General features: G+C 69.8%; 22 protein-coding genes. 13 read left to right on the top strand and 9 right to left on the bottom strand.

Annotated elements, in window-relative coordinates; genetic code table 11:
* The first annotated feature begins 102 nt into the window (after positions 1-102).
* Positions 103-606, top strand: coding sequence for a cupin domain-containing protein (locus KGD87_RS26920; RefSeq protein ID WP_284663657.1), 504 nt, complete (start codon positions 103-105; stop codon positions 604-606).
* Between the two features lie 139 nt (positions 607-745).
* Positions 746-1,645 (top strand): MBL fold metallo-hydrolase, encoded by a 900-nt coding sequence (locus tag KGD87_RS26915; protein ID WP_284663656.1) that lies wholly within the window; start codon positions 746-748, stop codon positions 1,643-1,645.
* Between the two features lie 9 nt (positions 1,646-1,654).
* Here the strand turns inward: KGD87_RS26915 and KGD87_RS26910 are convergent, their stop codons facing one another.
* The gene (locus tag KGD87_RS26910; protein WP_284663655.1) at positions 1,655-3,931 is read right to left on the bottom strand and encodes a sensor histidine kinase; all 2,277 of its coding nucleotides are present in this window, start codon (positions 3,929-3,931) and stop codon (positions 1,655-1,657) included.
* Positions 3,932-4,174: 243 nt separating this feature from the next.
* On the opposite strand from KGD87_RS26910, the gene KGD87_RS26905 reads away from it, so the two are divergent.
* Entirely contained in the window at positions 4,175-6,379 is a 2,205-nt protein-coding gene (locus tag KGD87_RS26905; RefSeq protein ID WP_284663654.1) for a tryptophan synthase alpha chain, read from the top strand.
* 84 nt (positions 6,380-6,463) lie between these two features.
* Here KGD87_RS26905 and KGD87_RS26900 read toward each other — a convergent pair whose 3' ends face one another.
* Positions 6,464-6,961: a hypothetical protein gene (locus KGD87_RS26900; protein ID WP_284663653.1), complete on the bottom strand. Its 498-nt coding sequence runs from the start codon at positions 6,959-6,961 to the stop codon at positions 6,464-6,466.
* A 183-nt stretch (positions 6,962-7,144) separates the two neighbouring features.
* Here KGD87_RS26900 and ppk1 point away from each other — a divergent pair, with 183 nt between their 5' ends.
* Positions 7,145-9,307: a polyphosphate kinase 1 gene (gene ppk1, locus KGD87_RS26895; protein ID WP_284663652.1), complete on the top strand. Its 2,163-nt coding sequence runs from the start codon at positions 7,145-7,147 to the stop codon at positions 9,305-9,307.
* Between the two features lie 18 nt (positions 9,308-9,325).
* Here the strand turns inward: ppk1 and KGD87_RS26890 are convergent, their stop codons facing one another.
* The 3 genes from KGD87_RS26890 to KGD87_RS26880 form a co-directional block, all read right to left on the bottom strand.
* Positions 9,326-10,588, bottom strand: coding sequence for a hypothetical protein (locus KGD87_RS26890; RefSeq protein ID WP_284663651.1), 1,263 nt, complete (start codon positions 10,586-10,588; stop codon positions 9,326-9,328).
* A gap of 86 nt (positions 10,589-10,674) precedes the next feature.
* Positions 10,675-11,769 carry a hypothetical protein gene (locus KGD87_RS26885; RefSeq protein ID WP_284663648.1) on the bottom strand — a complete coding sequence of 365 codons (1,095 nt, stop codon included), beginning with the start codon at positions 11,767-11,769 and terminating at the stop codon, positions 10,675-10,677.
* A gap of 96 nt (positions 11,770-11,865) precedes the next feature.
* The gene (locus tag KGD87_RS26880; protein ID WP_284663647.1) at positions 11,866-12,987 is read right to left on the bottom strand and encodes an App1 family protein phosphatidate phosphatase; all 1,122 of its coding nucleotides are present in this window, start codon (positions 12,985-12,987) and stop codon (positions 11,866-11,868) included.
* 156 nt (positions 12,988-13,143) lie between these two features.
* Between KGD87_RS26880 and KGD87_RS26875 the strand changes: the two genes are divergently transcribed.
* On the top strand, positions 13,144-13,584 hold the full coding sequence (locus KGD87_RS26875) for a DUF6209 family protein (protein ID WP_284663645.1): 441 nt from the start codon (positions 13,144-13,146) through the stop codon (positions 13,582-13,584).
* A 91-nt stretch (positions 13,585-13,675) separates the two neighbouring features.
* Positions 13,676-14,719: a DUF2169 family type VI secretion system accessory protein gene (locus KGD87_RS26870; RefSeq protein WP_284663644.1), complete on the top strand. Its 1,044-nt coding sequence runs from the start codon at positions 13,676-13,678 to the stop codon at positions 14,717-14,719.
* Between the two features lie 6 nt (positions 14,720-14,725).
* Here the strand turns inward: KGD87_RS26870 and KGD87_RS26865 are convergent, their stop codons facing one another.
* Entirely contained in the window at positions 14,726-15,511 is a 786-nt protein-coding gene (locus KGD87_RS26865; RefSeq protein WP_284663642.1) for a hypothetical protein, read from the bottom strand.
* A gap of 74 nt (positions 15,512-15,585) precedes the next feature.
* On the opposite strand from KGD87_RS26865, the gene KGD87_RS26860 reads away from it, so the two are divergent.
* The 4 genes from KGD87_RS26860 to KGD87_RS26845 are packed head-to-tail and all read left to right on the top strand — an operon-like array spanning position 15,586 to position 18,039.
* Positions 15,586-16,458 (top strand): MXAN_0050 family toxin nuclease, encoded by an 873-nt coding sequence (locus KGD87_RS26860; RefSeq protein ID WP_284663641.1) that lies wholly within the window; start codon positions 15,586-15,588, stop codon positions 16,456-16,458.
* An 18-nt stretch (positions 16,459-16,476) separates the two neighbouring features.
* The gene (locus KGD87_RS26855; RefSeq protein WP_284663640.1) at positions 16,477-17,061 is read left to right on the top strand and encodes an imm11 family protein; all 585 of its coding nucleotides are present in this window, start codon (positions 16,477-16,479) and stop codon (positions 17,059-17,061) included.
* Between the two features lie 27 nt (positions 17,062-17,088).
* Entirely contained in the window at positions 17,089-17,673 is a 585-nt protein-coding gene (locus KGD87_RS26850; RefSeq protein ID WP_284663639.1) for an MXAN_0049 family immunity protein, read from the top strand.
* Positions 17,674-17,679: 6 nt separating this feature from the next.
* The gene (locus KGD87_RS26845; RefSeq protein WP_284663638.1) at positions 17,680-18,039 is read left to right on the top strand and encodes a hypothetical protein; all 360 of its coding nucleotides are present in this window, start codon (positions 17,680-17,682) and stop codon (positions 18,037-18,039) included.
* A 66-nt stretch (positions 18,040-18,105) separates the two neighbouring features.
* Here the strand turns inward: KGD87_RS26845 and KGD87_RS26840 are convergent, their stop codons facing one another.
* Positions 18,106-19,227: a hypothetical protein gene (locus tag KGD87_RS26840; protein WP_284663636.1), complete on the bottom strand. Its 1,122-nt coding sequence runs from the start codon at positions 19,225-19,227 to the stop codon at positions 18,106-18,108.
* Positions 19,228-19,348: 121 nt separating this feature from the next.
* Here KGD87_RS26840 and KGD87_RS26835 point away from each other — a divergent pair, with 121 nt between their 5' ends.
* From KGD87_RS26835 to KGD87_RS26825, 3 genes are all read left to right on the top strand, one after another.
* Entirely contained in the window at positions 19,349-19,813 is a 465-nt protein-coding gene (locus KGD87_RS26835; RefSeq protein WP_284663635.1) for a DUF4150 domain-containing protein, read from the top strand.
* Positions 19,810-21,111: a TIGR02270 family protein gene (locus KGD87_RS26830; RefSeq protein WP_284663633.1), complete on the top strand. Its 1,302-nt coding sequence runs from the start codon at positions 19,810-19,812 to the stop codon at positions 21,109-21,111. Before KGD87_RS26835 ends, KGD87_RS26830 begins: the two co-directional genes overlap by 4 nt.
* Before the next feature lie 110 nt (positions 21,112-21,221).
* On the top strand, positions 21,222-23,936 hold the full coding sequence (locus KGD87_RS26825; protein ID WP_284663631.1) for a hypothetical protein: 2,715 nt from the start codon (positions 21,222-21,224) through the stop codon (positions 23,934-23,936).
* Positions 23,937-23,961: 25 nt separating this feature from the next.
* On the opposite strand, the gene KGD87_RS26820 is transcribed toward KGD87_RS26825, so the two are convergent.
* Together KGD87_RS26820 and KGD87_RS26815 are read right to left on the bottom strand one after the other, a co-directional pair.
* Entirely contained in the window at positions 23,962-25,827 is a 1,866-nt protein-coding gene (locus tag KGD87_RS26820; RefSeq protein WP_284663630.1) for a glycoside hydrolase family 15 protein, read from the bottom strand.
* Between the two features lie 21 nt (positions 25,828-25,848).
* Positions 25,849-26,934, bottom strand: coding sequence for a glucose 1-dehydrogenase (locus KGD87_RS26815; RefSeq protein ID WP_284663628.1), 1,086 nt, complete (start codon positions 26,932-26,934; stop codon positions 25,849-25,851).
* Positions 26,935-26,999: the final 65 nt, after the last annotated feature.

The following is a 26,999-nucleotide window of genomic DNA, read 5'->3' as shown; positions in this document are numbered from 1 at the left end:
GCGCTGACAGGCGGGATTATCCTCCGCAGAAGACAGACACTCCGACGTCGAGTTCATGGCGCAAGCCAATGCAGCGGCGCCGCGGAAGGAGATGACACCCGCATGAGCGCGCCTCATCGCAGCCCCACGGTCCTCGCCGGACGTCGTCCGCGCTGGGACTCCCGCCGCCGCGACGGCACTGCCCGTGCCCTGGAGGACACTGGCACCCCGCCCGCACGTGCCGCCCTGGATGCGCCGGCGCCCGAGGTGGACAAGGTCAACCTCGCGCAGAAGCTGGCCCTCTTCTCCGAGCACTGGTCTCCGAAGGTGGTGGGCGAGCTCAACGGCCAACACGTCCGGCTGGCCCGGCTCCACGGCCCCTTCGTCTGGCACCAGCACGACGCCGAGGACGAGCTGTTCCTGGTGCTCCACGGCCAGCTGCGCATGGAGCTGCGCGAGCGCACGGTGGACGTGGGCCCAGGTGAGTTCATCATCATTCCCCGCGGCGTCGAGCACCGGCCCGTGGCGGAGGAGGAGGTCCACGTCCTGCTCTTCGAGCCCGCGACCACGCTCAACACCGGCAACGTCCGCGAGGAGCGGACGGCCGAGCACCTGCAGCAGCTCTGAGGCGGACGTCCAGGCACCCCGCCGGGCGGGCGAGCCTGCTGCCACAGCGCTCCCGCGGATTCCTCCGTGGCGCTACGCGGCGCACCTTTAGCTCCGGACCCGGGCCGCCCGAGCGGCTCCCTGCCGAGGAGCGGAAGCGATGCGCATCCACCACCTGAACTGCACCACCATGTGCCCACCGGGCGGACGGCTGGTGGACGGACGAAAGGGCTTCACGGGGCCCGCGGCGCTGACGTGTCACTGCCTCCTGGTGGAAGGCCGGCGGGGGCTCATCCTGGTGGACACCGGCTTCGGCCTGGAGGACGTGAGGCACCGGCGTCCCCGGCTGTCGCCCCTGTTCCTCGACCTGCTGACGCGGCCCCAGCTCAGCGAGGGCTCCACGGCCATCCGGCAGCTTGAGCGCATGGGCTTCCAGGCCAGGGACGTGCGCGACATCGTCCTCACGCACCTGGACTTCGACCATGCTGGAGGCCTGGACGACTTCCCGCACGCCCGGGTCCACCTGCTGTCGGACGAGTACCAGGGCGCCGTGGCCCAGGCGACGCCGCTGGACCGGCGCCGCTACCGGCCGTTGCAGTGGATGCACGAGACGCAGTGGGTGACGTACCCCTCCGGTGGAGACGGTGAGCGCTGGTTCGGCTTCGAGTGCGTGCGGGATTTGACGGGCCTGCCGCCGGAAATCCTGCTGGTGCCGTTGCCGGGCCACACCCTGGGCCACGCGGGCGTGGCCATCCAGAATGGCAGCGGGTGGCTGCTGCACGCCGGAGACGCGTACTTCTACCACGGGGAGATGGCCCCGGACCGGTACCGGTGCACGCCAGGGCTGCGCGCCTACCAGAAGCTGATGCAGAAGGACGGCTACCTGCGCTGGCACAACATGCGCCGGCTGCGCGAGCTGGTGCGGCGGCACGGACGGGACGTCACGGTGTTCTGCGCGCATGACTCGCTGGAGTTCGAGCTGCTGGAGGAGCAGGAGAAGGCGCCGGAGCTGTCGTCCCTGCGGGCCTTCGTGGACACCCAGCCGCCGCTGCACGCGTGACGCGCGGGCTCACGAATGAAGGGGCGCATCGGGTGGCTCGCGCAGCTCCGCGCCCAGCAGCATCAGCGGCAGCTCCACGATGAAGGCGGCGCCCTCGCTGGGGGCGCTCTCCACGCGGATGGTGCCGCCGTGCGCCTCCACCAACTGCCGGACGATGTAGAGCCCCAACCCGAAGCCCGCGTGCTGGCCACCGGAGGGCTCTCTTTCGAAGCGCTCGAAGATGCGCCGCTGCGCCTCCGGGGCAATGCCCACGCCGTGGTCCCTCACCACCAGCCGCGCTCGCGCCATGGCCGCGTGCTCCACCCGGACCTCCACCGGCCGTCCCCTGCCGAACTTCAGCGCATTGGACAAAAGGTTCGTCACCACCCGGTCCAACCGCAGCCGGTCCCACCGGCCCACCAGCCCCAGCTCCGCGCTGAACTCCAGCTTGCAGCCCGCCTCCGTCGCTTGCTCGGCGAAGCGCTCCATCGCCTCGTGCACCAGCTCCGGCAGGTCCACTGGCGCCACGTCCAGCATCCGCTTCCCCGACGACAGCCGCGACAAGTCCAGCAGGTTGTGCAGCAACTGCCCCAGCCGCTGCGTCTGCTTCAGCGCCGCGGCCAGCCCTTCGCGCGCCTTCTGCTCCCCCGCGAGCTCCGTCCGCTGAAGCTTCCGCAACAGCAACTGCAGCGTGTTCAACGGATTGCCCAGGTCGTGCGCCGCCACGCCGACGAGCTCCACCGCGTCCTGCGCCTCGCTCCAGAGCCGGGCGTTGTCCAGCGCGAGCGCGGCGCGGCCCACCACCTCCTCCACCAGGACCTGGTCCGTCATCGTCAGCCTGCGCTCCGGCGCGGACGTCAGCAGCACGAACACCCCGCGCGTCTGCTGCCCCACCCGCAGCGGCACGCCGAGGTAGGAACGCACGCCCACCTTCTCCATCAGCGACACGTGCTCGGGGCCCTCCAGCCCCTTTGACAGCGCCTCCGGGGACACGTCGCTCGTGAGCTCGGAGCGCCCCGTACGCAGCACCTGCCAGATGCCCCCCTGTGACTCGCGCGACGGGGGAAAGCGCCGCGCCGCGTCCCACAGCCAGGCCTCCTTCTCCGGCACCGCGTGCGCCACCGCGCGAGGCCAGAGGTCACCACTGGCCGTCATCAGGTAGAGCACACAGGCATCCGCCACCTCCGGCACCATGAGGCGCGTCAGCTCGGCCACCGTCTGGTCGGGGTCCTGGAACTGGTGGAAGAGGCCTCCCGCCTCCGCCAGCAGTTGCTGCGTGCGCTCGGCCTGGCGCCGCTCGGTGATGTCGCGCGTCACCTTGGCGAAGCCGCGCGGCTGCCCGCGCGCGTCCTGGAGCACGGTGATGTTGGTGTCCGCCAGGTAGCGCGAGCCGTCCTTGCGCACCCGCCAGCCCTCCGTGTGCAGCCGCCCGTCCCTCCGGGCTCGCGCCAGGTCCTTCTCCGGAATCCCCGCCGCCACCGCATCCGGCGGGTAGAAGACGCTGGAAGGCTGGCCCAGGATTTCCGCCTCGCGGTAGCCCATGATGCGCTCCGCGCCCGGGTTCCAGCTCTCCACCCGGCCCCGCGAGTCCAACAGGAACAAGGCGTAGTCGCGCACCCCCTCCACGAGGAGCTGGAAGCGCTCGGCGCTGGCCTCGGCCTCCTGTTGGATGGGCCGCAGCCTGCGCGTCAGCGTCCACGCCAGCATCGTCGCACCCGCGAGTCCCAGGCTCCCCGCGAGCAGGGACAGCCCGAGCGCGCCGCGGTCCGTGGCCAGGCTCTCATGGATGCCCTGGGACAGCCGGGCCTCCGTCTGCTGATGGAGCACCCGGAGGCTGTCCATGGCGCGGCGGCGCGTGTCCGCCGCGTGTCCGTCGAAAATCTGCTCCAGTCGCTGGCGGGGCACGCCGTCCTCGCGCTCCAGGATGAGCGCCTGCATGGCCTCCTCGTGCTCCAGCTCCGCGTGGGAGACGGCCTCCAACTGCGTGGCCAGGGGCTCCTGGGTGAGCCGGCGCTTCAGGGCTTCGTAGGTGGCGATGAAGCGCTCGCGCGCGACGGACATGTCCTGGGCGAAGAAAACGTCTCCCGTCAAGGCGAAGCCCCGGCCGCTGACGACCTTGTCGTTGAAGGCCCGCTCCAGTTGCTTGATGTCCAGCACGTCCCGGGACAGCTCCAGGATGCGCGCCTTGTGGTTGGCCCGCACGGAGAGCAGCGCCACCACGGACGTTCCCGCCAACACGAACGCCACCACCAACGAGATGATGAAGCCGGCGCCCGCGCGCTGCGCGAACGTCCACGGACGTGCCACCTCCCCTCCTCCTCGGACGGTCCACCGCCCTTGCCCTTGGGCAGGGTGAGCCGCTCCGCCCCCTGAATCCAGGGGCTCGCCGGGTGACGCGAACGTCGGAAACCGGGCGCTCGGGGGGACGGCGCCCGTGCCCGCCCGCCGCGGTGTGTGCACCGTCCAACCCCGCCTCACACCCTGGCTGGGCAGGCGCGAAGCCCGGCCCCACGTTGGGCGCGGGTGGTGGCCAGGGCGGGACGGGAGCGCATGCGCGGAGCGGGGCGACGGGGAGCGTGGTTCTGGGCGTGTGGGCTGGTGCTGTGGGTGGCGTGCAGCCAGACGCAGCCGGATGAGGACGCGGACAGCCGCCGGCCGGTGTCCGCCTGCGAGCCCATGACGTGCGCCTCCCAGGGCATGGACTGCGGCATCGCCATTGACGGCTGTGGCGGCACGCTCGACTGCGGTGCCTGTGGCCCCGGTGAGGTGTGCGGGGGCGGTGGCCGGCACAACGTCTGCGGCCCGGCCCCCTGTGCGCCCACCACCTGTGAGTCACTGGCGCGCGACTGTGGACCGGTGTCGGATGGCTGTGAAGGCGTGCTCGACTGCGGCACCTGCGAGGCCCCCGAGTCCTGCGGCGGCGGGGGCACACCCAACGTGTGCGGCGAGTCCACCTGCACGCCGGACACCTGCGAGTCGCTGGCGCGCGACTGCGGCGCCGTGCCGGACGGCTGTGGCGGCATCCTGGACTGTGGCGTCTGCGAGGACGGCCTGACGTGCGGGGGCGGCGGCGCGCCCAACGTGTGTGGCCGCGGCCTCTGCAAGCGGGCGACCTGCGACGCGCTGGGGAAGGACTGCGGGCAGGTGTCCGACGGCTGCGGCGGCATGCTCGACTGCGGCGTCTGCACGGGCGGCCTGACGTGCGGGGGCGGCGGCGTACCCAATGTCTGTGGCAACCCACCGTGCACCCCGGGGACGTGTGAGACGCTGGGGAAGAACTGCGGGCCGGTGGCGGACGGGTGCGGCGGCATGCTCGACTGCGGCGTCTGCGCGGACGACCTGACGTGCGGGGGCGGCGGCGCGCCCAACGTGTGCGGCGGCGGCGTGTGCACCCCGCTCACCTGCGAGTCCCAGGAGAAGAATTGCGGCGCCGTGCCGGATGGCTGCGGCGGGCTGCTGGACTGCGGCGTCTGCCCGGCGGGCGAGGCGTGCGACGGGGGCGGCGTCTGTGGCCGTCCCCGCTGCACACCGGCCACCTGCGAATCGCTGGGCAAGGACTGCGGCACCGTGCCGGATGGGTGCGGCGGCGAGCTCCAGTGTGGGACGTGCGCGAATGGCGAGACGTGCGGGGGCGGCGGCACGCCCAACGTGTGCGCGGCGCCTTCCTGCCGCCCGTACACCTGCGGCCTGCTGGGCAAGGACTGCGGCGCCGTGCCGGATGGGTGCGGCGGCGTGCTGGAGTGCGGCACCTGCACGGCGCCGGAGTCCTGCGGCGCAACGGGGGTCCCCAACGTCTGCGCGGCGAGCGCGTCCGTGTGCGTGGACCGGAACCTGGGCGGCGAGTCGCCGGTGATGGTGAAGGGCTCCACCGCGCACGCGGGGGATGACCACCCGTCCTCATGCGGCGGGAGCGGCGCGCCGGACCGGGGCTTCCTGTGGACGGCGCCCAGGAGCGCGCTCTTCACCTTCGACACGGCGAGGTCGGCCATCCGCTCGCTCATCTCCGTGCGCAGCGGCGGCTGCGGGGGCGCGGAGCTGGCATGCGCGAAGGACGGCATCAGCTACGGCGGCGGCGCGCGTGTCTCGGTGCCGCTGGTGCAGGGGCAGACGGTGCTGGTGGTGGTGGACGCGGCGAGCCCGGACCGATTCAGCGCGGGGTACTTCGAGCTGCACATCGATGAGCTGCGGGCCAGCGAGGCGGGCGCCTGCTTCGACGGCATGGACAATGACGGGGACCGCTGGGTGGACTGCGCGGACACGGACTGTCACGACGCGCCGGGCTGCGGCGGCCGTGGCTGCGCGCACCATGATTTGGGCAGCGCGCTGCCGGTGACGTTCCACGGCGAGACGGCGGGCTCCGGTGACGGCTTCCAGGGCACGTGCGGCGCGCTGCTCCAGCAAGACCGGGCCCACCTGTGGACGGCGCCCAAGGCGGGCACCTACGTCTTCGACACGGCCCCGAGCGAGTGGGGCAACGCGCTCTACGTGCTCACCGGTTGCCGGGGCACGGAGCTGGGCTGCGCGTCCAACCCGGGCGGGGGCCCCCAAGGCTCGCCCGCCGTGAAGGTGACGCTGACGCAGGGCCAGACAGTGCTGGTGGTGGTGGACGGCATGGCGAACCCCGACCAGGACACGCCCATCCGCTACACGCTCCACGTCAGTGAGTACGCCGAGACGGAAGCAGGCCGGTGCGCGGATGGCGCGGACAACGACGCGGATGGCGCCGCGGACGCGGAGGACTCCGACTGCCGGTAGCGGGGAGACGGCCCGGGCGGCGTGGGGCTCGTGTTAGCGGTGCGCCCGCCGGTTCGCCTTCCCGCCCCGGCACGACCGGCCGCCTCAACCTCCCTGCGCAGGCACGGGCGCCGCGGCCTCGGGCTCCTCGCCCGGCGCAGCGAACGTCCCCGAGACGGGGTCCACGTTCCAGGCGGAGTACTGGTGCGTCCGCACGTCCCGCAGCTTCCCGTCCTCGTAGCAGACCGAATAGATGAGGAACTGCGGATTGATGAAGTTGGGCTGCCCGTAGCGGTAGCACTCCGCCCCATTGGCCTCCCGCTCCAGGGTGATGGGCCGCCCGAGCACGGCGCTCACCTGCTCCGTGGTCATCCCCCCCCGCATGGACTTGAAGCCACTGGGCGTAACGATGCGGAACGTCCGCTCCTCGCCCTTGGCGATGACCCAGAGGCCCACGACCAGCACCACCGGCACCAGGGCCGCCAGCAGGGCGCCCGCCCACCGTCCTCGGGGGACCTTTCCTTCCTTCTGGAAGGCCGTGAAGAGGCCGCTGACCGCGTCCACCTGGGGGTTCGTCTCCGTCGCGCTCACGTCGCCTGACATGCAGTCCTCATATCGCGGATGCAACAAAGTCCCCGCCACTCGCCCTTTCTCCCTGCCCGCCCACCTGGGAGGGCCTACATCCCCTGGCGACTCCCTCTCCCTGGTAACAAGCGAGTTTACAACGAGCAGGAAGGTCGGTCTGCTACATCCCGTCCAAGGGAGTCAACGAGGAGTCAAGTCACCATGCCGAAACGCGGCGGCGGCGGTCGCAGCGCCCCCCAGAAGCCCGCCAACCGGGACGTGCTCCCGGCCGGCGCGGAGTCGAAGGACACCGAGCTCTTCTTCAACCGGGAGCTGTCCTGGATGGCCTTCAATGACCGCGTCCTCCAGCTGGCCGAGTCCGCGGAGATTCCGCTGCTGGAGCGGCTGAAGTTCATCTCCATCTACGCGCGCAACCTGGACGAGTTCTTCATGATTCGCGTCGCCCGTCTGCACGAGCAGATTCGCGACGGCGTGGCGCGCCTGGTTCCCGACGGAGCCTCCCCCAGCGACACCCTGGACAAGCTGCACGACGGCATCCTCAGGCAGACGCGGCGCCACGGCGACGCCTTCGAGAAGGTGCTCCGCCCCGCCCTGGCCGAGAAGGGCCTGCGCATCCTCTCCGCCAGGGAGCTGGACGCCGAGCAGCGCGCCCAGGTGGACCAGCGCTTCAAGGAGCAGATTTTCCCCGTCCTCACCCCGCTGGCCATCGGCCTGGGGCGGCACTTCCCCTACATCTCCAACCTGTCGCTCAGCCTGGCGGTGCTGCTGAGGGACCCGGACGCGGGCGAGGAGAGCGTGGCCCGGGTGAAGGTCCCCAAGGAGCTGCTGCCGCGCTTCTTGCCCCTCAAGGGCAACGTCTTCGTGCCCCTGGAGGAAGTCATCGCCCAGCACCTGGGGGACTTGTTCCCCGGAATGGAGGTGCTGAGCTGGGGCACCTTCCGCGTCACCCGCGACGCGGACTTCACCGTGTCCGAGGACGCGGAGGATTTGCTCAAGGCCGTGGAGACGGAGCTGCGCGAGCGCCGCTTCGGCGACGTCGTCCGCATGGAAGTCCAGGCCGGCATGAGCCCCAAGCTGCTCGAGCCGCTGGTGGAGGCCCTGGGCCTGGAGGCACGTCAAATCTACGAGGAGCACGGCCTGGTCGGCCTCAACGACTTGCAGTCCATCGCCTTCGCCCCGGGCTTCCCGGAGCTGAAGGACCCGTCGTGGGTCCCCGTCACCCAGGCCCGCCTGCGCACGGACACGGACGCGCCGGACGGCGGCACGGTGATGTCGTCCATGCGCCGGGGAGACTTGCTGGTCCACCACCCCTACGAGTCCTTCGCCACCTCCGTGGAGCGCTTCGTCACCGAGGCCGTGGCCGACCCGGACGTGCTGGCCATCAAGCAGACGGTGTACCGCACGTCGGACAGCTCGCCCCTGGTGCCCGCGCTGATTACCGCCACCGAGCGCGGCAAGCAGGCGGTGTGCATGGTGGAGCTGAAGGCCCGCTTCGACGAGCGCGCCAACATCCGCTGGGCCAACGCGCTGGAAGAGGCGGGCGTGCACGTCGTCTATGGGATTCCGTCCCTGAAGACGCACGCGAAGGCCATCCTCATCGTCCGGCGCGAGGGCGACAAGGTGCGGCACTACGTCCACATCGGCACGGGCAACTACAACCCGAAGACGGCGCGCCTCTACACGGACATGGGCCTGTTCACCACGGACCCGGACATTGGCGCGGACGTGGCGGACGTCTTCAACTACCTCACGGGCTTCGGCCGGCCAAAGAGCTTCCGCAAGCTGCTGGTGGCCCCGCTCACCATGCGCCAGGGGATGCTGGAGGAAATCAAGCGCACCGTCGCCGCGCACACCGCCGAGCGCCCCGCGCGCATCCAGATGAAGATGAACGCGCTGGTGGACCCCGGCATCATCCACGCCCTCTACGAGGCGTCCCGCGCGGGCGTGAAGGTGGAGCTGAACGTGCGCGGCATCTGCTGCCTGCGCCCAGGCGTCCCCGGCGTGTCGGAGAACATCCGCGTGGTGTCCGTGCTGGGCCGCTTCCTGGAGCACTCGCGCATCTACATCTTCGAGCGCGGCCCGGAGCTGCGCTGCTTCATCGGCTCGGCGGACCTGATGCCGCGCAACCTGGACCACCGCGTGGAAATCCTCGCGCCGGTGGAGGACGCCCCCCTGGCCGCCCAGGTGAAGGACTCGCTGGAGCGCTGCATGGCGGACACCACCTCCGCCTGGGAGCTGACGGCGGACGGGAGCTGGCGCCGCCGGCAGCCCCGCGCCGGTGAAGAGCAGCGCTGGGCCCAGGGCGAGATGATGGAGCGCGCCCAGCGCATCGCCCAGGTCCAGGGCGGCCGTCCGCTGTCCTGAACAGCGGCGGCGCGGCGCTCAGATTTCGTGCTGGACGAAGTGGAACGCCGCCACGCGGTACGACTGCGGGAAGAGCACCACGTAGACGTGGTGGTAGTCATTGGCACCCGGGGCCATCGGGATGCGGGTGTAGTAGTGGGCCACCCGCGGCGTCTCCGTGCCGTTGCCCAGCGCGGCGGGCAGCGCCGACACCAGCTCGGGGAACCAGTAGTCGTTGCTCGCGACGAGCTCCGCGTAGGTCAGGTCCGGCAACCGCTCGAACTGGTAGTACTGCACGTCCTGGCCCAGCAGCGTGTACAGCGCCAGGTCCGCCACCGGGTCCAGGCTCCACGGCACGGTCGCCACGCTTGGCACGGAGTACGTCTCGAGGACGCCGTCGCACCAGTTCTCCCCGGTGTTGCACCGCGTGTTGCCCACCGTCAGCGCCGCCTGCAAGCCGCTGCTCAGCGGCAGCTCGCCCAGCTCCAGCGGCCCCACGCCGTAGTAGGCCCGGTAGAAGGCCTGGCACACCGGCCACATCCGCTCCATGAAGGTCGACAGGCCGTCCGCGCACCAGGGCTTCGGGGCGGACGGTGAGCAGCCTTCCACATAGGCGTGGTAGGCGTCCGTCGCGTCGGTGCAGGCCGCGAAGGCCTCCGCCGCCGTGTGGGGCCGGCCCAGCACCGGGTCCACCTCCTCCACCAGCGCCTGCACGCAGACCTCGATGCGCGTGGCCACGTCCAAATCACACGCGGCGTACACCGCCGGGTCCACGCACTGGCCGTTGAGGCAGTTCAGTTGGAGCCGGAAGCGCTTGCCCACGCCCGTCCCGGTGGACACCACGGCCAGGTACTCACCGCCCTGGGGCAGGGACAGCGACGCGAGCTTGCTCAGCTGCCCGTAGCCCGCGTCGTCGTCCTGGGCCACCACCGTGGTGCCGTAGCTGCCGCTGGCGTCCTTGGGGCCGTACACGAACAGGCCCGTGTCCAGGTACATGCTGCTGCCCAGGTGCGTCACCTCGAGCTTCACCTGCGCGCCGGCGGCCACCGAGAAGGCGAAGGAGAGGTACTGCGGCTGCGTGGTGAACTGCGTCTGCACCGAGCCGCCCAATTCCAGCGGCCCCATGAAGGCCGTGGCGTCCAGGATGTTGCCGCTCGGCGGCGCCGGAGGGGGATACAGCACCCCCTGCTCGCGCGCCCCCAGCTCCGCGCCACCCTCGTCCGTCAGCTCCGTGGGACTGCACGCGCCCAGCAGCAGCGCGGAGAGCACCCAGCCCATCGACTTCGTCAGCGTGCCACGCATGAGTCACTTCCTTCCGAAGCGGGCTTGTGAGGCCCGGTTGACGAGCGCCTTGCCACGGACTCCGAGTGTGACTCAAGTCACAATTCCTACTCTTCGATGGGTGCCTCGTTCCATTGCTGGTGATTGAGCGAGGGGTCCCGGTTCGGGTCGTAGTTGGGATTGTTCGACGGGACGTATTGCCCGTTGCCGTTCATCCAGTACTGGTTGGCGCCCGAGCGCACCTGGTGGCGCTGACCGTCGGCGGGGGCGCGGACCGTCTCCTCGTCCTTGATGTAGTTGAGGAAGCGGTGGTGGTTGCGGTCCGACGCGGCGTTGCCCTGCGCGTAATTGGAGGCGATGGCCTGGTTGATGGCGTCGTTCTTCTCGTGGAAGGCCTTCTGCTGGGCCTCGAACGCGGCCTTGTTGGTCTGCATGCGCTGGTTGTGGGCGGCCCAGCTGTTGCGCTCCCGCGCCATCTCCGCCTGGTTGTAGGCCCGGACGTATTCGGGGTTGTAGCGGGTGTTGGCCAGGGCGTTGAGGAGGATGTCCTTGCTCTCCTCGTACCGCTCCTTCGGCGCCTCGAGCGCATGGCAGTAGTAGTTCCACGACACCATGTTCCCGAGGTTCGTCGCGCTCAGGTGGACGACAATCAGGTAGGGGGCGCCGTGTTTGTCCTCCCACTCCGTCACCCGCGCGAGGAAGCGCTGCTGCATGGGCCCCACCTTGTAGAGCAGGTCCGAGAAGCCCTTGTTGGCGGCCGCGATTTTCGGCGCGTCGTATTGCTTCACCAGCTTGCTGCCGTCCTTCTTCGCGGTCGGCACCAGGTCCTGCTGGATGACGTCCTGGATGGAGGTGAAGGCCCGCATCTTCCCGCCCGAGCGGCGGACCGCCTCCTGCATCATCGCGTCATTGGAGGACATGAACGTCCGCATCGGGAACATGTAGACATTCACGTTGCCCGGCCCGCTCATGGCGGCCTTGCCGTTATTGAGAATCCAGTTGTCCGGCAGCGGCATCGTCGCCATCTCCAGGAACTTGTCGTCGAGCAGCTTGTGCTCGACGAGCTTCCCGTTGGGCTCGGCGCGCGCCAGGGCATTGGACGGCGCCTGCTCCGGACTGTTCCCCCGGGGCTTCTCCCGGTTCTCGTTACAGGCCAGGAGCGTCAGGCATGACACCGTGAGGACAATCGCGTTCTGTCGCATGGGCGGGGTGGTCTCTTCTGGGAGTCAGACACCTGGAGTGTGTCTGTTTTCTCCTAGCGTATCACGCCCTCCGGTTCCGCCCGGAACCCGGGGGCCTCAGCGCTCGGCGTCCTCGCGGCGGTGGGCCTCCACCTCGCGGACCTCGCGCCACTGAATCCATCCCTCGCGCGCGGCGTGACGGGCGGCCTCGGTGGTGTCATCCACCGCGAGCATCTGGCTGCCCGCGGCGCGGATGTCCTCGGCGATGAGCGCCAGCTCCTCGGCCCGGCGCTGATGCCCGGGCACGTTGCGGATGTAGACGCAGTGGATGCGCCCGGGGAACTCGCGGACGATGGTGCGGTAGTGCTCCGCGTCCTCCTGGCCGCTGTCGCCAATGAGGATGAAGGGCAGGTGCGACAGCGTGCCCAGCACCGCGCGAATCTTCTCCAGCTTGTGCCCATGGCCCCCGCCGGGCGCGAAGCCCTGGCTGGACAGGCCCCAGTCACGCAGCAGCAGCGGACCGGTGGGGATTTTGTGCAGGGAGAGAAACTCGTCCAGGTGCTCGTAGAGGTTCCACGGGCTGCTGGACACGTAGAAGATGGGGTTGTCCGCGCTCGTGCCCCGGCCGTGCTGGAGCGCGGCGTAGAAGGCGTCCACGCCCGGGAAGGGCAGCCGCACGCGGTGCTCGGTGAGGAAGAGCGCCCAGGCCCGCTTCAGCACGTCGGTGACGCCGGTGACGATGACGGTGTCGTCGATGTCGCTGATGACGCCGAACTCCGCGCCGGGCCCGGCCATCCGCACCGGCGCGGCCACGCGGGACACGCCCTCCGCGTCCGGCGACAGCAGCTCCAATTCCACCATGTGCCAGCCCGAGCGCACCCCGTCCGGCGGAGGCACCCACAGCTCCAGGAAGCCCTCTTCGTCGGTGGTGCCCTCCCAGCGCTTGTCGCCCCAACGCACCGCGACGTGCGCGCCCGGGACTTCCCGCGTCATGTAGCGCTTGTAGGAGGCCACCGCGCTGCCCACCAGCGTGTAGCGCTCCTGCGGCGGGCGCACGTTCCGGTCCTCCAGCACGCGGGCCTTGATGACGGCGCGCTCAGGGGTGCCATAGCCCCGGTAGGGGAGGATGCGCAGCGGCGGCGCGATTCCCAGCTTCTGGCGAAGCTTGCGGCTCAGCGCGTCATAGTGGGCGTCCACGCGGACGGCGAGTCGATAGAAGCGAGGAAGAAAGTCGGCCATGGCGCGGGGCGTAACGGTGTGTGGAGCCTGACTCTAGAGGAGTCCAGCGATTGAGCGGCACAAACCGGTGAGGGTCCACTGGCGGACCGTCGCAGCCCATGCCTGCCGCGGCGTGCGTATCCGCCATGCAGTCCCCTCTCAACCTGGAGCCTTGCCTTGCCGCGTCAATCCCCCCGCTGGTGCCTCGCCGCCGCCGCCGTCGTGTTGCTCGCCGGAACGGCCGCTTTCTCACAGTCCTCCTCCAGCATCACCTTCCAGTCGCCCGCACAGGGCTGGAACGTGCTCGCCTCCTCCAACCCGCTGCCCTTCGGCTCCACCGCGGCCATCCACTTCAGCGCGGACCGGCTGACGCAGTGCCGCGGCAACATCAACGGCACCACGCCCGGGTGGACGCTCACGGGCTACTACCAGTTCAACAACGGCCCGGTTCAGCGCTTCTGGGTGGCGGGCTTCTCGTCCACGCCCAACCCGCCCGCGCCGTCCATTCCGCTCCACACGCTGGGCACGCTGGCCGTCTGGTTCGAGAACACCAGCCGCTGGGGCTGCCAGGCCTGGGATTCGAACTTCGGCAACAACTACCTCTTCACCGTGCAGTGACGGCGAGCCCGTGGGCGCGGGTTGCGTCGCCGCGCCCACGGGGCCCCGGCTGCCTTTGTCCCGGATGCGTGAGGACTGGTAGACGTGTTCCATGGGGCACCCCTCCACCGAGAACCTCACGCCCTTCACCTTCGAGCCCCTGTTCCTCACCGACGAGGCGCTGCGGCCCCTGTTCGTGCCCGTGCTGAAGGCCACGTTCGACCTGCGGCCTCGGGGCGCGCCGGTGCTGTCCTCGGAGCAGGCGCCGCTGTTGACCGCGGGCGAGCGCTGGGAAGGCGGGGACGCGGCCAGCCTCCGGCTGGAGCCCGAGGGCGCCTTCTTCAAGGCCGCCACGGACGTGGTGCTGGTGGGACATGCCCATGCGCCCGCGCCGGGGACTCGCGAGCTGGTGGCGGAGCTGCATGTCGGGCCGGTGCACAAGCAGGTCCGCGTGGTGGGGGACCGCGCGTGGTTCAAGAGCATGGGCGGCATCGGGATGACGCAGCCCTTGCCCTTCGAGCGCATCCCGTTGCGCTATGAGCGCGCCTTCGGCGGGAAGGACGGCGGCACCTTCGAGCCGCGCAACCCGCTGGGCACGGGCTTCCGTGAGAAGGGCAGCCGCTTTGAGGAGGGCCTGCGGCTGCCGAACCTGGAGTCTCCCACCGAGCCGCTGAGGTCCTGGGGCCAGCGTCCACCGCCCATGGGCTTCGGGTTCATTGAGCCGCACTGGCAGCCCCGCGCCGCCTACGCGGGCACCTATGATGACGCGTGGAAGAAGTCGCGCGGCCCGCTGCTGCCCAAGGACTTCGACCGGCGCTTCCTCAATGGCGCACCTCAGGACCAGCTCGTCCCGGGCTACCTGCGAGGGGGAGAACCCGTGCTGCTGAAGCACGTCGCGCCGGGCGCGCCGCTGACGTTCAGGTTGCCCGCGATGCCGGCTCCGGAGGTCCTCGCGCCCAGGGCCCGGGGCCTCGATGACTTGGAAGGGGCGCTGCGGCTGGACACGGTGGTCATGGACACGGACGCGATGAAGCTGTTCCTCGTGTGGCGTGGCACCTTCGCGCTGCGGCGCGAGCCCACGGAGCTGCGCGCCATCCAGGTGACGTGTGAAGGCACGGAGAAGCTGGAGCCGGGGCAGCCCGTGGGGAAGGACTGACGGGGGCTATCTCGCCGGCGCCGTGTCGATGGCCCAGTCGCCCGTGTACGTCGCCGTCATCGGGACGCGGGCCAGCGGCGGGCAGTAGCGGAAGCCGGTGTCCTCTGGAGCGATGCCGGCGCGCTCGGCGAGGCGCAGGAGCGCCAGCCCTTCGAGCCAGAGGAAGCGGTGCGGCGCGAAGGACGTCACGGGCGTGGCCAGCGAGCGGGCGCGCTTCTCCGTGACGAGGCCGTAGTCCAGGCAGGCCGCGGAGAAGGACTCGGCGAAGGCGGCGGCGTCCCTGGCCACCAGGGCCCGGGCCAGGGCCACACGGCTGGCGGAGGGCTCCTGGCCGGCCTTCTCCAGCGGGACGAGGACGTGCTCCAGCGGGGCGAACGGCGTGCGGGCGAGGTGCTGGAGCGCGGAGGCCCAGAGGAACTCGTCCTCGTATTCGGCGCCCTGCTGCCACTGGGTGGCGGAGCCCTCGGCCACGGCCTCCGCGAGGGAGAAGTGGCCCGCGGCGAGCGCGCCCAGCAGGGGCGTGTTGCGCCGCGCGGGCGGAGGTGGAAGGCCCCGGTCCGCGAGGAGGCGCTGCACCCGGCGGCCGTTCTCCGCCATCCGGCAGAGGTTGAGGAAGAAGCCCTGCGGGTTGCCGTCCACCAAGAGCGTGGCCACGGCGATGAGGTGCAGGTCGAGCGTGATGGCGTCCAACCGCGCGAGGAGGCTGGAGCGGTCCGCGCCAGGGTCGAACCGGCGCAGCCGCTCCCCCAGGGCGTCAGCGGCGTCTGCACGGAGGGAAATGAGACGGGCCATGAGGGAAGGAGCGGGAGAGCGTAGCCTGGAACCCGTCGTTCAGGCACCCTACGACGTAGGAGGTGGGTGCGCGCGTGAGCAACCTCAATGCGAGCGAGATGAACACGGAGCTGGCGCAGCGGCTCCTGTCCATCTTCGAGCGGAGCCGGGACCGGAAGTACGCGGCGGCCAAGGCGGCGAAGAAGAAGAAGCCGAAGCCCGCGGACAGCGCTGCGGACGACGCCGACCACGTGGATGACAGCGCGGCGCCCCGGGGGGTGCTCGGCAAGGACAGCGACTACGCGCAGAACGGCTCTGACTACATCGCGTCCCTGGACGGTCGCGACGTGTACCGCGTCTTCGACCACGCCTACCTGGATGAAATCCGGGACCTCGTGAAGCAGACCGCCGAGTTCCCCGGAGGACCACCGGAGAACTTCAACCCGAGGGCCAAGGACAAGGACAAGAAGCCCGCGCTCCAGAAGTATCCCTACGCGTGGGAGGCCCACCACATCCTGCCGGGCTCGGCGTTCTACTACGAGCTGAAGGACGGGCCTGCCTTCACCTACCGGCAGCTCCGCCTCATCCTCCAGTCCGACTACAACCTGAACCACGGCCACAACATCATCATGCTGCCGGACCAGGCCTGGGCCGTGCCCGTCCATGCGCTCCTGCAGCACCCGGGCGACCATCCCATCTATACGCAACAGGTGATTCGGGACATGAAGGGCATCGCCTCGGAGATCCAGGAGAAGATTGACGAAAGCAAAGACCATAATATGTTATCATTTGATATTTTCACGAGACTCAAAGAACTCGAAGAAGACTATTGGGATCTCCTCGTCGGCTTGAGCCGGGCTGTCGTTGCAGCAGTTACTAATGGAAAAGAGTACAAGCACGATTTTGTACGCTACGTGCCGAAGGGTAAGAAGGCTACAAGCCGATATGAGTGGGGCTCTCTGTACTAGATAAAGGCAGAATTCTTCATGAACTACTTCGTTCTCAAGGTCAGAGGAGCCGACGCTGGATTCATTGACGCATACCCTCGCGGTAGTCCAGCGGACTGGAAGTTCGATAAGGGTATCAGCCTTGCAAAGGAGTTCCCCACAGGAGGAGTGGTCTCCTTCTCGGACAATTATCCTGATGCTCGCGAATTGAGAGATTTCCAACCCAATCTCATGAGCGCTCTGCTGGTTTCGGGACGGACACGCAAGCTTCTTGAGTCCTTTGATGTTGATAACACCGAATGGCTCCCGGTCGTCGTCAAGGATCACAAAAACAACGTCGTCGGCCCCGATTATGCCTTCCTCAATCTACAAGGCGCCGAAGATGCCATCGACATGGAGCGTTCGGTCTATCGGATGAACGCAATCGCCAAGGATCAAATCGGTCGAATCAAGAAGCTCGTAGTCAAACACGAGACGATTCGTCCCCAAGCGAAGATATTCCGTTGCACCAATGAGCGTCGCCTCATCCTCATCCGAGAGGACGTGCATGCTGCCTTCGTTCAGGCAGGGCTGACCGGATTCAAAGTCTACGAGACCGAAGGATGGAACGGCCTGGAACTTTGACGCGCCAGGCAGCAGACCCGCACTCTCATGCAATATTTTGTCTTCAAGATCATGGCAGAAGAGGCTGGCTTCATTGATTCGTATCCACGCGGCAGTCCAGCCGAATGGAAATTCCATGAAGGCATCACTCTTGCCAAAGAGTTCCCCATAGAGGGAGAGGTTTCGTTCTCCAAAAGTTACCCTGACGACCAAAACCTCTACGACTTCCAACCCAACTTGATGAGCGACCTTCTCGTCTCTGGACGGGCGCGCAAACTCATTGAGTCGCTTGGGGTCTCCAATGCGGAATGGCTTCCGGTCACCGTCAAGGATCACAAGGGAAATGTCGTCGGGCCTGACTACGCCTTCCTCAATCTCCTCGGCGCAGAAGATGCCATTGACATGGAGCGCTCGGACTACGAGATGGACTCGCTTGAAAAGGACCAAATCGGTGTCATTGACAGGCTGGCCCTCAACACCAGCGCTATTAGCCCCGACGCAAAGATGTTCCGCTGTACCAAGGAACGCCGTCTCATCCTCATCCGTGACGACGTCCACGCTGCCTTCGAGCAAGCGGGCCTGACCGGCTTCAAGGTCTACGAAGCCGAAGGCTGGGACGGACTGGAGCTCTGACGCATCATGTTCGAAGCCAATTGCATGGAAGAGCAGCCCGCCGACATCGTCGCTCGGGTCCTGGAGGAACAGTCGCCGTGCTTCGTCACCGCACGCGAGGGCGTCCGGGGAGTGCTGGTCCCCCTGGACGAGGTCTACACAGAGGTGATGGAGGCGCATCCACGCATCATCAGCGCCCTGATGAAGGATCTGGTCCGTCCCGGCAAGGACATGGCCATGTACTGCGTCCAGGTCAGCCTGTCTGATGAACAGGACGCCATCCGCTTCCTGGACGAGGAAGGAGAGCCGGTGCTCGCCCTGGTCGGTGCCATGCGCTTCCTGCGCTGGATGGAAGAGGAGGACGGCGAGGCCGACGAGGAATCATGAAGCACCGCCACCAGGAGGTGAGGGTCCAGTGACTCATTGAAGTACGACGCCATCCCTCCGCGGGCTTCAAGGTCTACGAAGCCGAGGGCTGGAACGGCCTGACGCTGTGAGGTGGACCACGGCGCGCTCCCCTGCTTCGGCGGAGGAGAGCACCAACACCGAAGGCGTGGGCGCGTAACCCCGCGCCAGCGCCCGGAAGACCATCGCCGTGGCCACCGCTCCCGAGGCCACCCCCGTGTGCCCGAAGCTCCTGGCCGGCATCCACACCGCGCCTCGCTCGAAGCGGGCGTCCGCCTCCCTCAGCCGGACCTGCAGCATCCCCCACTCGAAGGCGCGCGCGTATTGCCCGTCGTGGTCCGACACCAGCAGCGGCGCGGGCGCGTCCTGCCCCAAGGGCCCCAACGCCGCGAGCACCTGCCGCGCCAGCTCCTGCCCATCCGGTGGCTGCTCCCCGTCCAGCGGCGCCGCGTCGCGCCCCTGCGCCACCCGCACCACTGCCATGGAGGGCTCCGCGGGCTCCTCGCGCGTGAGCAGCAAGGCCACCGCCGCCTCACCCGCCATCAACCCCGTGGGCCGGCCCGGCGTCTTCAGGCGCTGCTGCTGGTGCAGCGACGTCAGCGTCTCCGAAGAGATGAAGCTGTCCACCGCGCAGAAGAGCGCCCGCTCCACCTTCGAGGCCCGCAGGTCCTCGCCCGCCGCCGCCAGCGCCTGGGCGAAGGCCACGTTCCCCGTGGGAAACACCCGCACCGGCCCCTTCCACGCGGGCCAGCCCAGCGCCTGCCACGTCCCCTTCACCACCCGGTCCACCAGCCGCGCGACGCGCTCGCGGGCGTCGTCCGGGTCCTCCTCGGAGGGCTCCTTCCCCGTCGTGAAGCCCCGGGCCTCCGGGTCGGGCAACGCCAGGTAGAGCCCCACGCCGGGCCCCAGCGCCGCGACGTCCACCCGCGTCCCCAAGTCCACCAGCGCCTCCGCCAGCAGCGCCACCAGCCGCCCCACGCCCGAAAAGCCCAGCGTGGCCTCTCCCGCCGCATGCACGGTGACGGGGCTCGGCTCCTCGTCGCCCTTCAGGAAGACTTCGAAGTCCGGCGCCGCCGAGGGCCAGGACATCCCCGCACGGAACGCCGCCGCGGCGGGCACCAGCGGCCCCAGCGACGACGCCATTCCCACCGCCTGGACCCACCCCAACATGCGCGCCAAGACCTCCTGCACCGACGGGCCAGTCTTCCACGGCGCCATGTGACGGGCCACCACCCTGGCTCGTCCCACGAACCCGGGAGCGGTACATTGCCGGGACGAGGAGCCACCCGTCATGAGCGCGACCGTCGGCGTCAACAAGCTGTCCGTCGTCCACAAGGACACCGGAGGAACCAGCATCGCCTTCCCGGACGTCTGCAAGACGCCCAGCCCCGCGGGCCCCGTGCCCATCCCCTACCCCAACGTCGCCATGTCCTCGGACACGGCGAAGGGCACGACGAAAGTGTTCGTGGATGGCAAGCCGGTGTGCGTCGAGGACTCGAACTTCAGCACCAGCACCGGCGACGAAGCGGGCAGCGCGGGCGGAGGCGTCGTCTCTGGCAAGACGAAGGGCAAGGCCGAGTTCGTCAACTCCTCCTTCGACGTGAAGTTCGAGGGCAAGGGCGTGGCCCGGACCTTCGACCTCATGCTCCACAACGACAAGAACACCCCACCCGCGCCGCTGCTCCAGGGGCCCGTCATCGCGCTCGGCAAGGACGACACGAAGGCCCGGTGCCTCGTCTGTGAAAAGGAGCTGTGAGCCCCTTGCCGCCGCGCCGTCCCACCGTCCGCTGGGAGCTCCTGGAGCGCCACCTCGAGGAAGCCGAGTTCCTGTGGACGCAGTGGGAGCACGCCCTGTGGAGCCCGGAGCACACCCTGTCCTCGGTGGCCCAGGGTGATGAAGGGCGCCTGCGGGCGCACCTGGATGCGCTCGTGCTCGGGGGCCGCGCCGTCGCCACCCGCCTGCTGCTGCCCGCGCTGGCCTCCGAGGAGCCTTCGTGCGGGGCCTCCGCGACGTGGGCCCTGCTCTCCGCCGAGGACCCCGACTGGCGCGAGCCCGTGCTGCGACACCTGGAGGAAGGCCCCGAGGAGACTCAGCCGGGCATCCTCCGGGCGCTGGAGCTGCTCGACCGGGCGGACCTCCACGCCCTGCTCCTGACGAAGCTGCCGACGCTGACACCCGCGCTTCAGGCCGGGCTGCTTCGGGTCGCGCGAACCCGGCACCTCGACGCGAGCGACGCGCTGGAGCAGCTCGACTGGGAAGCCGACCCGGCGCCGCATGCCGAGGCCCTTCGCGCCCTCCCCTTCCTGCCCCGGACCCAGGAAGGCGACGCACGGCTGTCACGCGCCTTGAGCCATCCTCACCCCACCGTGAGCACCGCCGCCCTGGAAACCGGGTTGCTGCTGGGCTCGCGTGAGGCCTGGGAGCGCGCGCGGGGTTCCAGCTCGCGCGCCGCGCTGCTGACGCTCGCCGTGGCGGGTGAAGCCAAGGACCTCGCGGCGCTCACGGCGCGGCTGAAGGACCCCGCGGCGGACAGGGAGGTCCTCTGGGCACTGGGCTTCAGCGGCAGGATGGCCGCGGCGGACGCGCTGCTGCCCCTCACGCGGGATGAAGCCCAGGGCGCCCTGGCCCTGGCCTCCTTCGCCGCCATCACCGGCCTGCCCCTGGCGCCCCCGTTCCTCGTGGACGCGTCCGCTGACGATGAGTCCACGCCCGAAGACCTCCATGAAGCGCTCCCCCGCCCCGAGGTGCCGCCCGCCACGGTGGACGCCCAGGCCGTGGAGACCTGGTGGGCACGGCGGCGCGGCGGCTTCACCGCGGAGCAGCGTTACCTGCGTGGCGCGCCCCTCACCGCGCAGACCCTGTCCCGCGCCCTGGAGACCGAGCCCATGCGCCGGCGCCCCTCGCTCGCCTGGGAAATCGCCCTGCGCAGCGGCGGTGCCCTGCTCGTAGAGCCCCGGCAGTGGAGCCAGGTCCAGCGCGCGCAGGCCCGGCCCCTGGGCGGTCAGGGGCTGGAGTGGCTCACGCGGACAGGGAGTCAGCTCCAGGGGCGCTGAGCCGGCGTGTCTCCACCCACCGGCGTCCTTCCTGTGAGCCATTCATCGGATTGATGGCGCGACGTCATGACGAGGTAGAGGCATCCCCTCTCAATGAATAGGGTGCCTCCATGGCAACCTGGAGCCCCACCGCCTTCCACCGCGGCCTCGCCTCGCTGCGGGCCTTCTCCGACGCCGAGCCCGCGCTGTCCGCCAGCGCGCGCGCCGACTTTCCGAAGTCCTGGGATGACCGGCACTACCCCTGGATGAACGCCGCCCTGATGGCGTGGACCCTCCATGGAAAGGAAGACGCCCAGGGCCGCACCGCGGCGGACCGCCGCCTCCTGAAGGAGGGCAAGTCCCTGTCACGCGCCGAGCGCGGCCTCCTGTCGGCCCTGGCCGCGTCCTGGTGCTCGGTGTTCGAGGTGGAGGAGGTGCGGCTCGGAGAAGGCCTGCGACTGCGGGACCTCCTGCTCGACGAGGTGCTGGAGGTGCGGGAGCGCAGCCTCACCACGCAGGTGGTCCGCCATGACTTGATTGCGAGCGCGGTGCTGCCCGCCGAGGACCACCTGGAGCTCGTGGGAGGCGTCGTCCTGATTCCCCGCATGCTGCGCGAGCACGTCATCGTGGCCGCGCGCCAGCAGCTCGCCGCCCAGACGCCCCTCGCGGCGGACGCGCCCGGCCGCCACAGGCAGGTCCGGCGGCTGGCGCCCTTCCTCTACCAGCGGGTGCTGGAGCTCTTCACCACCGAGCGGCCCGTGCTCAACACCGAAGGCGAGCCGCTGCGGCACTGCACCGCGCGCTTCCGCATCCGCCACCCCGCGAAGGTGGAGGAGCGCCTGCGCCAGCATGATGGCCTCACCCGAGAGAGCAAGGGGCACTACACCTGGCAGGGCTCCCGGCCCGTGGCGCCCACGAACAACCCGGCGGTGTATGGCACCCTCAGGATGGAGGGCCAGTCGCTGGTCCTCGACACCCAGTCCGCGCAGCGCCTGGAGAAGGGCAAGGCCCTGCTGGCGGAGCTGCTGGGCGCGGAGGCCGTCCACGAGGAGGACACCCTGGGGCCCGAGGAGGTCATCCGCGGAGCGCCCAACCCCTCCCTGCCCGACGACCTCCCCCCCGAGCTGGCGGACTCGCTCGCGCGGGTGCTCGTGCAGCGCATCCGGGAGGAGCTCACGCGCGGCATCCCCGCCTGGGGTGGGAAGAGCGCCCGGGTGATGGCGCGGTCCACCGAAGGCCGCGCCCAGGTGCTCGAATGGTTGAAGGACCAGGAGTCGCAGCTGTCCCACGTCACCGCCACGGCGGGCCCGCTCTGGGATGACCTGTACGCGGAGCTGGGCCTGTCGCGCGACGAGCGCATCCCGCTGACCCAGGTGTACACCGCCAAGGAGGCGCCTCCGCTGGAGCCCCTCCGCGCGGAGCTCACCACCACCGATTTCCCCCCCACCGAGCTCCCCCCGGACCTCTCCTTCGAACCACCTCCGCTCCGCCGCCGGGCCTTCCAGGACGCCGCCCAGCGCAAGCCCCGGCGGAAGGCGCCCGTGGCCGAGCTGGAGCCCGGGGTCCTCTATGCCTTCAAGCTGGGGCCCATCGACATGGGCGTGGACGGCCGCGCCTCCATCTACGTCGCGCTGACGTCCGACGGTGAGGCGCTGCCGCCCGTCTTCGGGCGCCGGGACGCGGAGGGGCTGGAGTCCCTGGCGCGGGACCGGCCGGGGCTCAAGCGCTACTGCGAGGGACGGCTGGCGCGCGCCGGCGCGGCCCACGGCTTCGCGTCGCGGCCCATGCCGGACTCCGTCGCCCGCTTCCGGGCGGCGCTCGCCCTCCAGTTGCACTGGGCCCCGGCGGCGCCAGGCTTGAAGGTGATGCCCGAGGTGACAGCGGCGCTCCTCGAGGCCACGGCGGCGGTCATCCGCGCGGCGCCCTGGGAGACGTGGACGAACGACGAGGTCTTCACCGTGCACCTGGAGGGCGCCGTGCGAGGCACCCGGGAGCTGTCCGTCATGGGGGAGGGGGGCAGCGAGTTCGGCTTCGTGCTCTTCGACCGGGCCGGCTCCGTGGAGCGGATGAGCATGTCCGGCCTGCCGGAAGGAAACGTCGACGTGCTCATCCCGGACTCGCTGGGCGTGACGCTGGAGGACGCGCCGGAGTGGGTGACGAAGGTGGTGAAGGACGTCACCGGCCTGCCCTTCGCCCCCGCCGTCATGCGCGTCCAGCGGAACGTGCCGCGCCTGGGCAACTCCGAGGAGCTGGCGCTGGCGGTGGCGGTGGGCCTGGCGCTCGCCCGGGCGCGTCCCGAGGAGCGCGAGGTGAACCTGGAGCTGGAGGTGAGAGACCTCCAGGTCCGGGTCCGGCTGGAAATCCCCCTGCCGCTGCTGACGGGCAGGTACGTCGGAAAGCTCGACCTGCTGGCGCTGACCACCCAGCGGAACCCGGTGACCCGCGTCCCCACGCGCAAGGTGCCCCCGGGGAAGGTCTCCGAGGCCTTGGTCGAGTTCGCCAGACCCATCCTCGACGGCGTGGACGAGTCGGAGGACCCACGGGCCGAGCTCTTCACCGGCCTGGCGCTGGCCATGAGCGCGTGGAACGCGGTGGTGCAGGACACCTGGGAGCCAGAGAAGGGCTGGGTGGAGCGGGCGCGCGCCACGATGAGGCGGCTGCCCCGGGACGTCCGGGAGGCGATGCTCCACGACTTCGAGCTGCTGGTGGAGCGCAAGCGCCGCCACTTCGCGGACGACCCCCGGCTGCTCGACGCGCTGGACGTCTCCCGCCGCCCCGGGGACCTCGGCATCCGCGTGCTCGGCGTGGTGACCCCCGGCGCCTGGCGCGAGTTCCTGGGCGTGTAGGGCGCCGGGGTGCTGCCGCGCCCCGTCAGTCCCGCCGGCCCAGCGTGCGGTCCAGGTTGTACGCGGAGCTGATGAGCGCCAGGTGCGTCAGCGCCTGCGGGAAGTTGCCCAGGGCCTCGCCGGACATGCCCGTCTGCTCCGCGTACAGGCCCACGTGGTTGGCATAGCCCAGCATCCGCTCGAAGATGAGCCGCGCCTCCTCCAGCAAGTCAGGCCGGGCCACGCTCGCGCGCGTCATCGCCTCCACCAGCCAGAAGCTGCAGAGGTTGAAGGTGCCCTCGCTGCCGGCAATCCCATCCAGCGTGGCCTCCACGTCGTAGCGGAACACCAGCCCGTCCGACGCCAGGCCGCCCTGGGACGGCGGCTTGCGCATGACGTCCAGCGTCTGGAGCATGCGCGGGTCCACCGGGGACAGGAAGAACACCAGCGGCATCAGCAGGTTCGCCGCGTCCAGCGCGTGGCCGCCATAGGACTGGACGAAGGCGCCCCGCTCCGGGTTCCACCCCTTCTCCATGATGTCCTCGAAGATGGTGTCCCGCACCTTGTGCCAGCGGGCCCGGTCCGCCGGGAGGCTGCGCTTGTCCGCCAGCCGGATGGCCCGGTCCACCGCCACCCAGCACATCAGCTTCGAGTACACGAACTGCTGCTGACCGCCCCTCACCTCCCAGATGCCCTCGTCCGGCAGCTCCCAGTTGTCACACACCCAGTCCACCAGCCGCCGCAGGTGCCGCCAGAAGTCATAGGAGATAGGCGCCGCGTACTTGTTGGACAGGTACACGGAGTCCATCAGCTCGCCGTAGATGTCGAGCTGCAGCTGGTCCGCCGCCCCGTTGCCGATGCGCACCGGACGCGCCCCGCCATAACCCGCCAGGTGCAAGAGCTCCTGCTCCTCCGGCACGCGATTGCCCTCGATGCCGAACATCAAGGGCAGCGGCCCGGTGTCATACTCCGCGCAGCGCGCCTCCACCCAGCGCATGAAGGCCGCGGCCTCATCCTTGAAGCCGATGCGGATGAACGCGTACACGGTGAAGGCCGCGTCGCGCAGCCAGCAGAAGCGGTAGTCCCAGTTGCGCGTGCCGCCGGGTGACTCCGGCAGGCTGCACGTGGGCGCCGCGACGATGGCCCCCGTGGGCGCGAAGGTCATCAGCTTGAGCGCCAGCGCCGAGCGCTGCACCGTCTCCCGCCACCGGCCCCTGTACTGACAGCCCGACAGCCAGTGGCGCCAGTACTCCACCGTCTCCCGGAAGAGGTCCTCGGAGGACTCGTGGTTGTGCACCACCGCCTCGCAGGACGCGCGCGCGCCCGGGTGCATGGAGAAGACGGCGGACTGGTTCTCATGCAAGGTGAAGGACGCGGTGACGCCCCGCTCCGCCTTCCGCAGCGGCACCGACGAGGACACCGTGAGCTGGAGCGTCTGGGAGGAGAAAGTCGCCCCGCTGCGGATGAGCTTCGTCTCGTGGGGGTCCCTGGCGTAGTTGAAGGCCGGGAAGCACTCCATGCGGAAGGTCATCTCCCCGCGCACCACGCGCACGCGCCGGAGGAGTTCCCGCTCCTCCTTCACGCCCTTCTTGCCCGCCATGGGCATGAAGTCCACCAGCTCGCCCACGCCGTCCGGCGTGTAGAAGCGCGTCACCAGCACGTTGGTGTCCGGCCAGTAGAACTGCCGCTTCATCACCCCGTCGGGCTTTGGCGCGACGCTCCAGTGGCCTCCCTTCTCAGGGTCCAACAGCGCGGCGAAGACGCTGGGACTGTCGAAGTGCGGAAAACAGAACCAGTCAATGGTGCCCTCGTTGGCCACCAGCGCCACCGTCCGCAGGTCGCCGATGACGCCGTGGTCCTCGATGGCCACCGGCTGTCCCGTCACCGAAGCGCCGCCGCTTCCCGTTGCCATGAGTCGCTCCTCGTCGAAGGGTCAGCTGAAGCGGATGACGTCCTTGATGCCACCAGCCTTCTTGCCAGTGACGACGTCACGGTAGTCCTCGGGCGAGTGCCGGGCGCAGATGAGCCGCTCCAGCCCCCCGGGCCAGCGGGCCTGGAAGTGCCGCAGGTCCTCCAGCGCCATGTCGAAGTCGACATCCGCCGCGTTCACCGTGCCCAGCAGCACCTGGTTGCCCAGCACCATGTCCTTGAGCACCGGGGACACATCGAAGGGCTCCTCCTTCGACGGCACGCCGGTGAGGATGCAGACGCCGTTGGGTCCCAGCGCCTTCAACGTCTCCAGCGCCGCCTTCGCCGCGCCCGCGGCCTCGTAGATGACGTCCGCGGCGCCGACCCTGCGGACCAGTTCCTCCGGCCGCACCTCCTTCGAGGAGAAATAGGGCACCCCCAGCGCCTCCGACGCCTCGGCCTTCGCGTTGGGCTTGGGGCTGCGCGAATACACCGTGGTGGCGTGCCCACGGCGCACCAGCGCCATGGCGCCCAGCAGTCCCACCGGCCCCGCGCCCAGCACCACCGCGCGGCCCGGACCCGCCTTCCACGGCAGGCGGTCCTGAAGGTGCTCCAACTGACGGAGGGACTTCTCCGCGATGGTGAGCGGCTCGGTGAGCACCGCCACCTCTCGCAGCTCCGTGGGCACCCGGTGCAGGTAGGCCACGTCCTCCACGAAGGACTCGGCGCCGAAGCCGTGGGCGCCCTTGATGCCCCGCTCGGTGTAGTCGCCGGTGATGCAGAAGTCCGGGTGGCCCCCGCGGCACGGCGGGCAGGTGGCATGCGGGCACGGCCGGCGCACGCGCGGCACCACCCAGTCTCCGCGGCTGAGGCCCCGGACGGCCTCGCCCACCTCCACCACCTCGCCCAGGCACTCGTGGCCCAGGATGAGGTGGTCCGAGCCCGGCGGCGGGGCGCCGTATTTGAACTCGATGATTTCCTTGTCCGTGCCACACACCCCGATTTCCCGCGTCCGCACCTTTACCTGCGTGGGCGACTGGATGCGGGGCTCGGGGGCGTCGGTGATGACGCGCACCTCGCGCTGTTGGGGGAAGACGGCCACCGCCTTCATACGGCCTCCTTGCGCTGCGCGTCCCGGCACTACGGCCGGGCGCGGACGAGACACGGTGCTGCCTG

It is taken from the genome of Myxococcus sp. SDU36 (assembly GCF_030168875.1).
Classification (GTDB): domain Bacteria; phylum Myxococcota; class Myxococcia; order Myxococcales; family Myxococcaceae; genus Myxococcus; species Myxococcus vastator.
The sequence above is the reverse complement of the archived record's forward strand: the minus strand, read 5'-3'. Positions and strand labels throughout refer to the sequence as shown.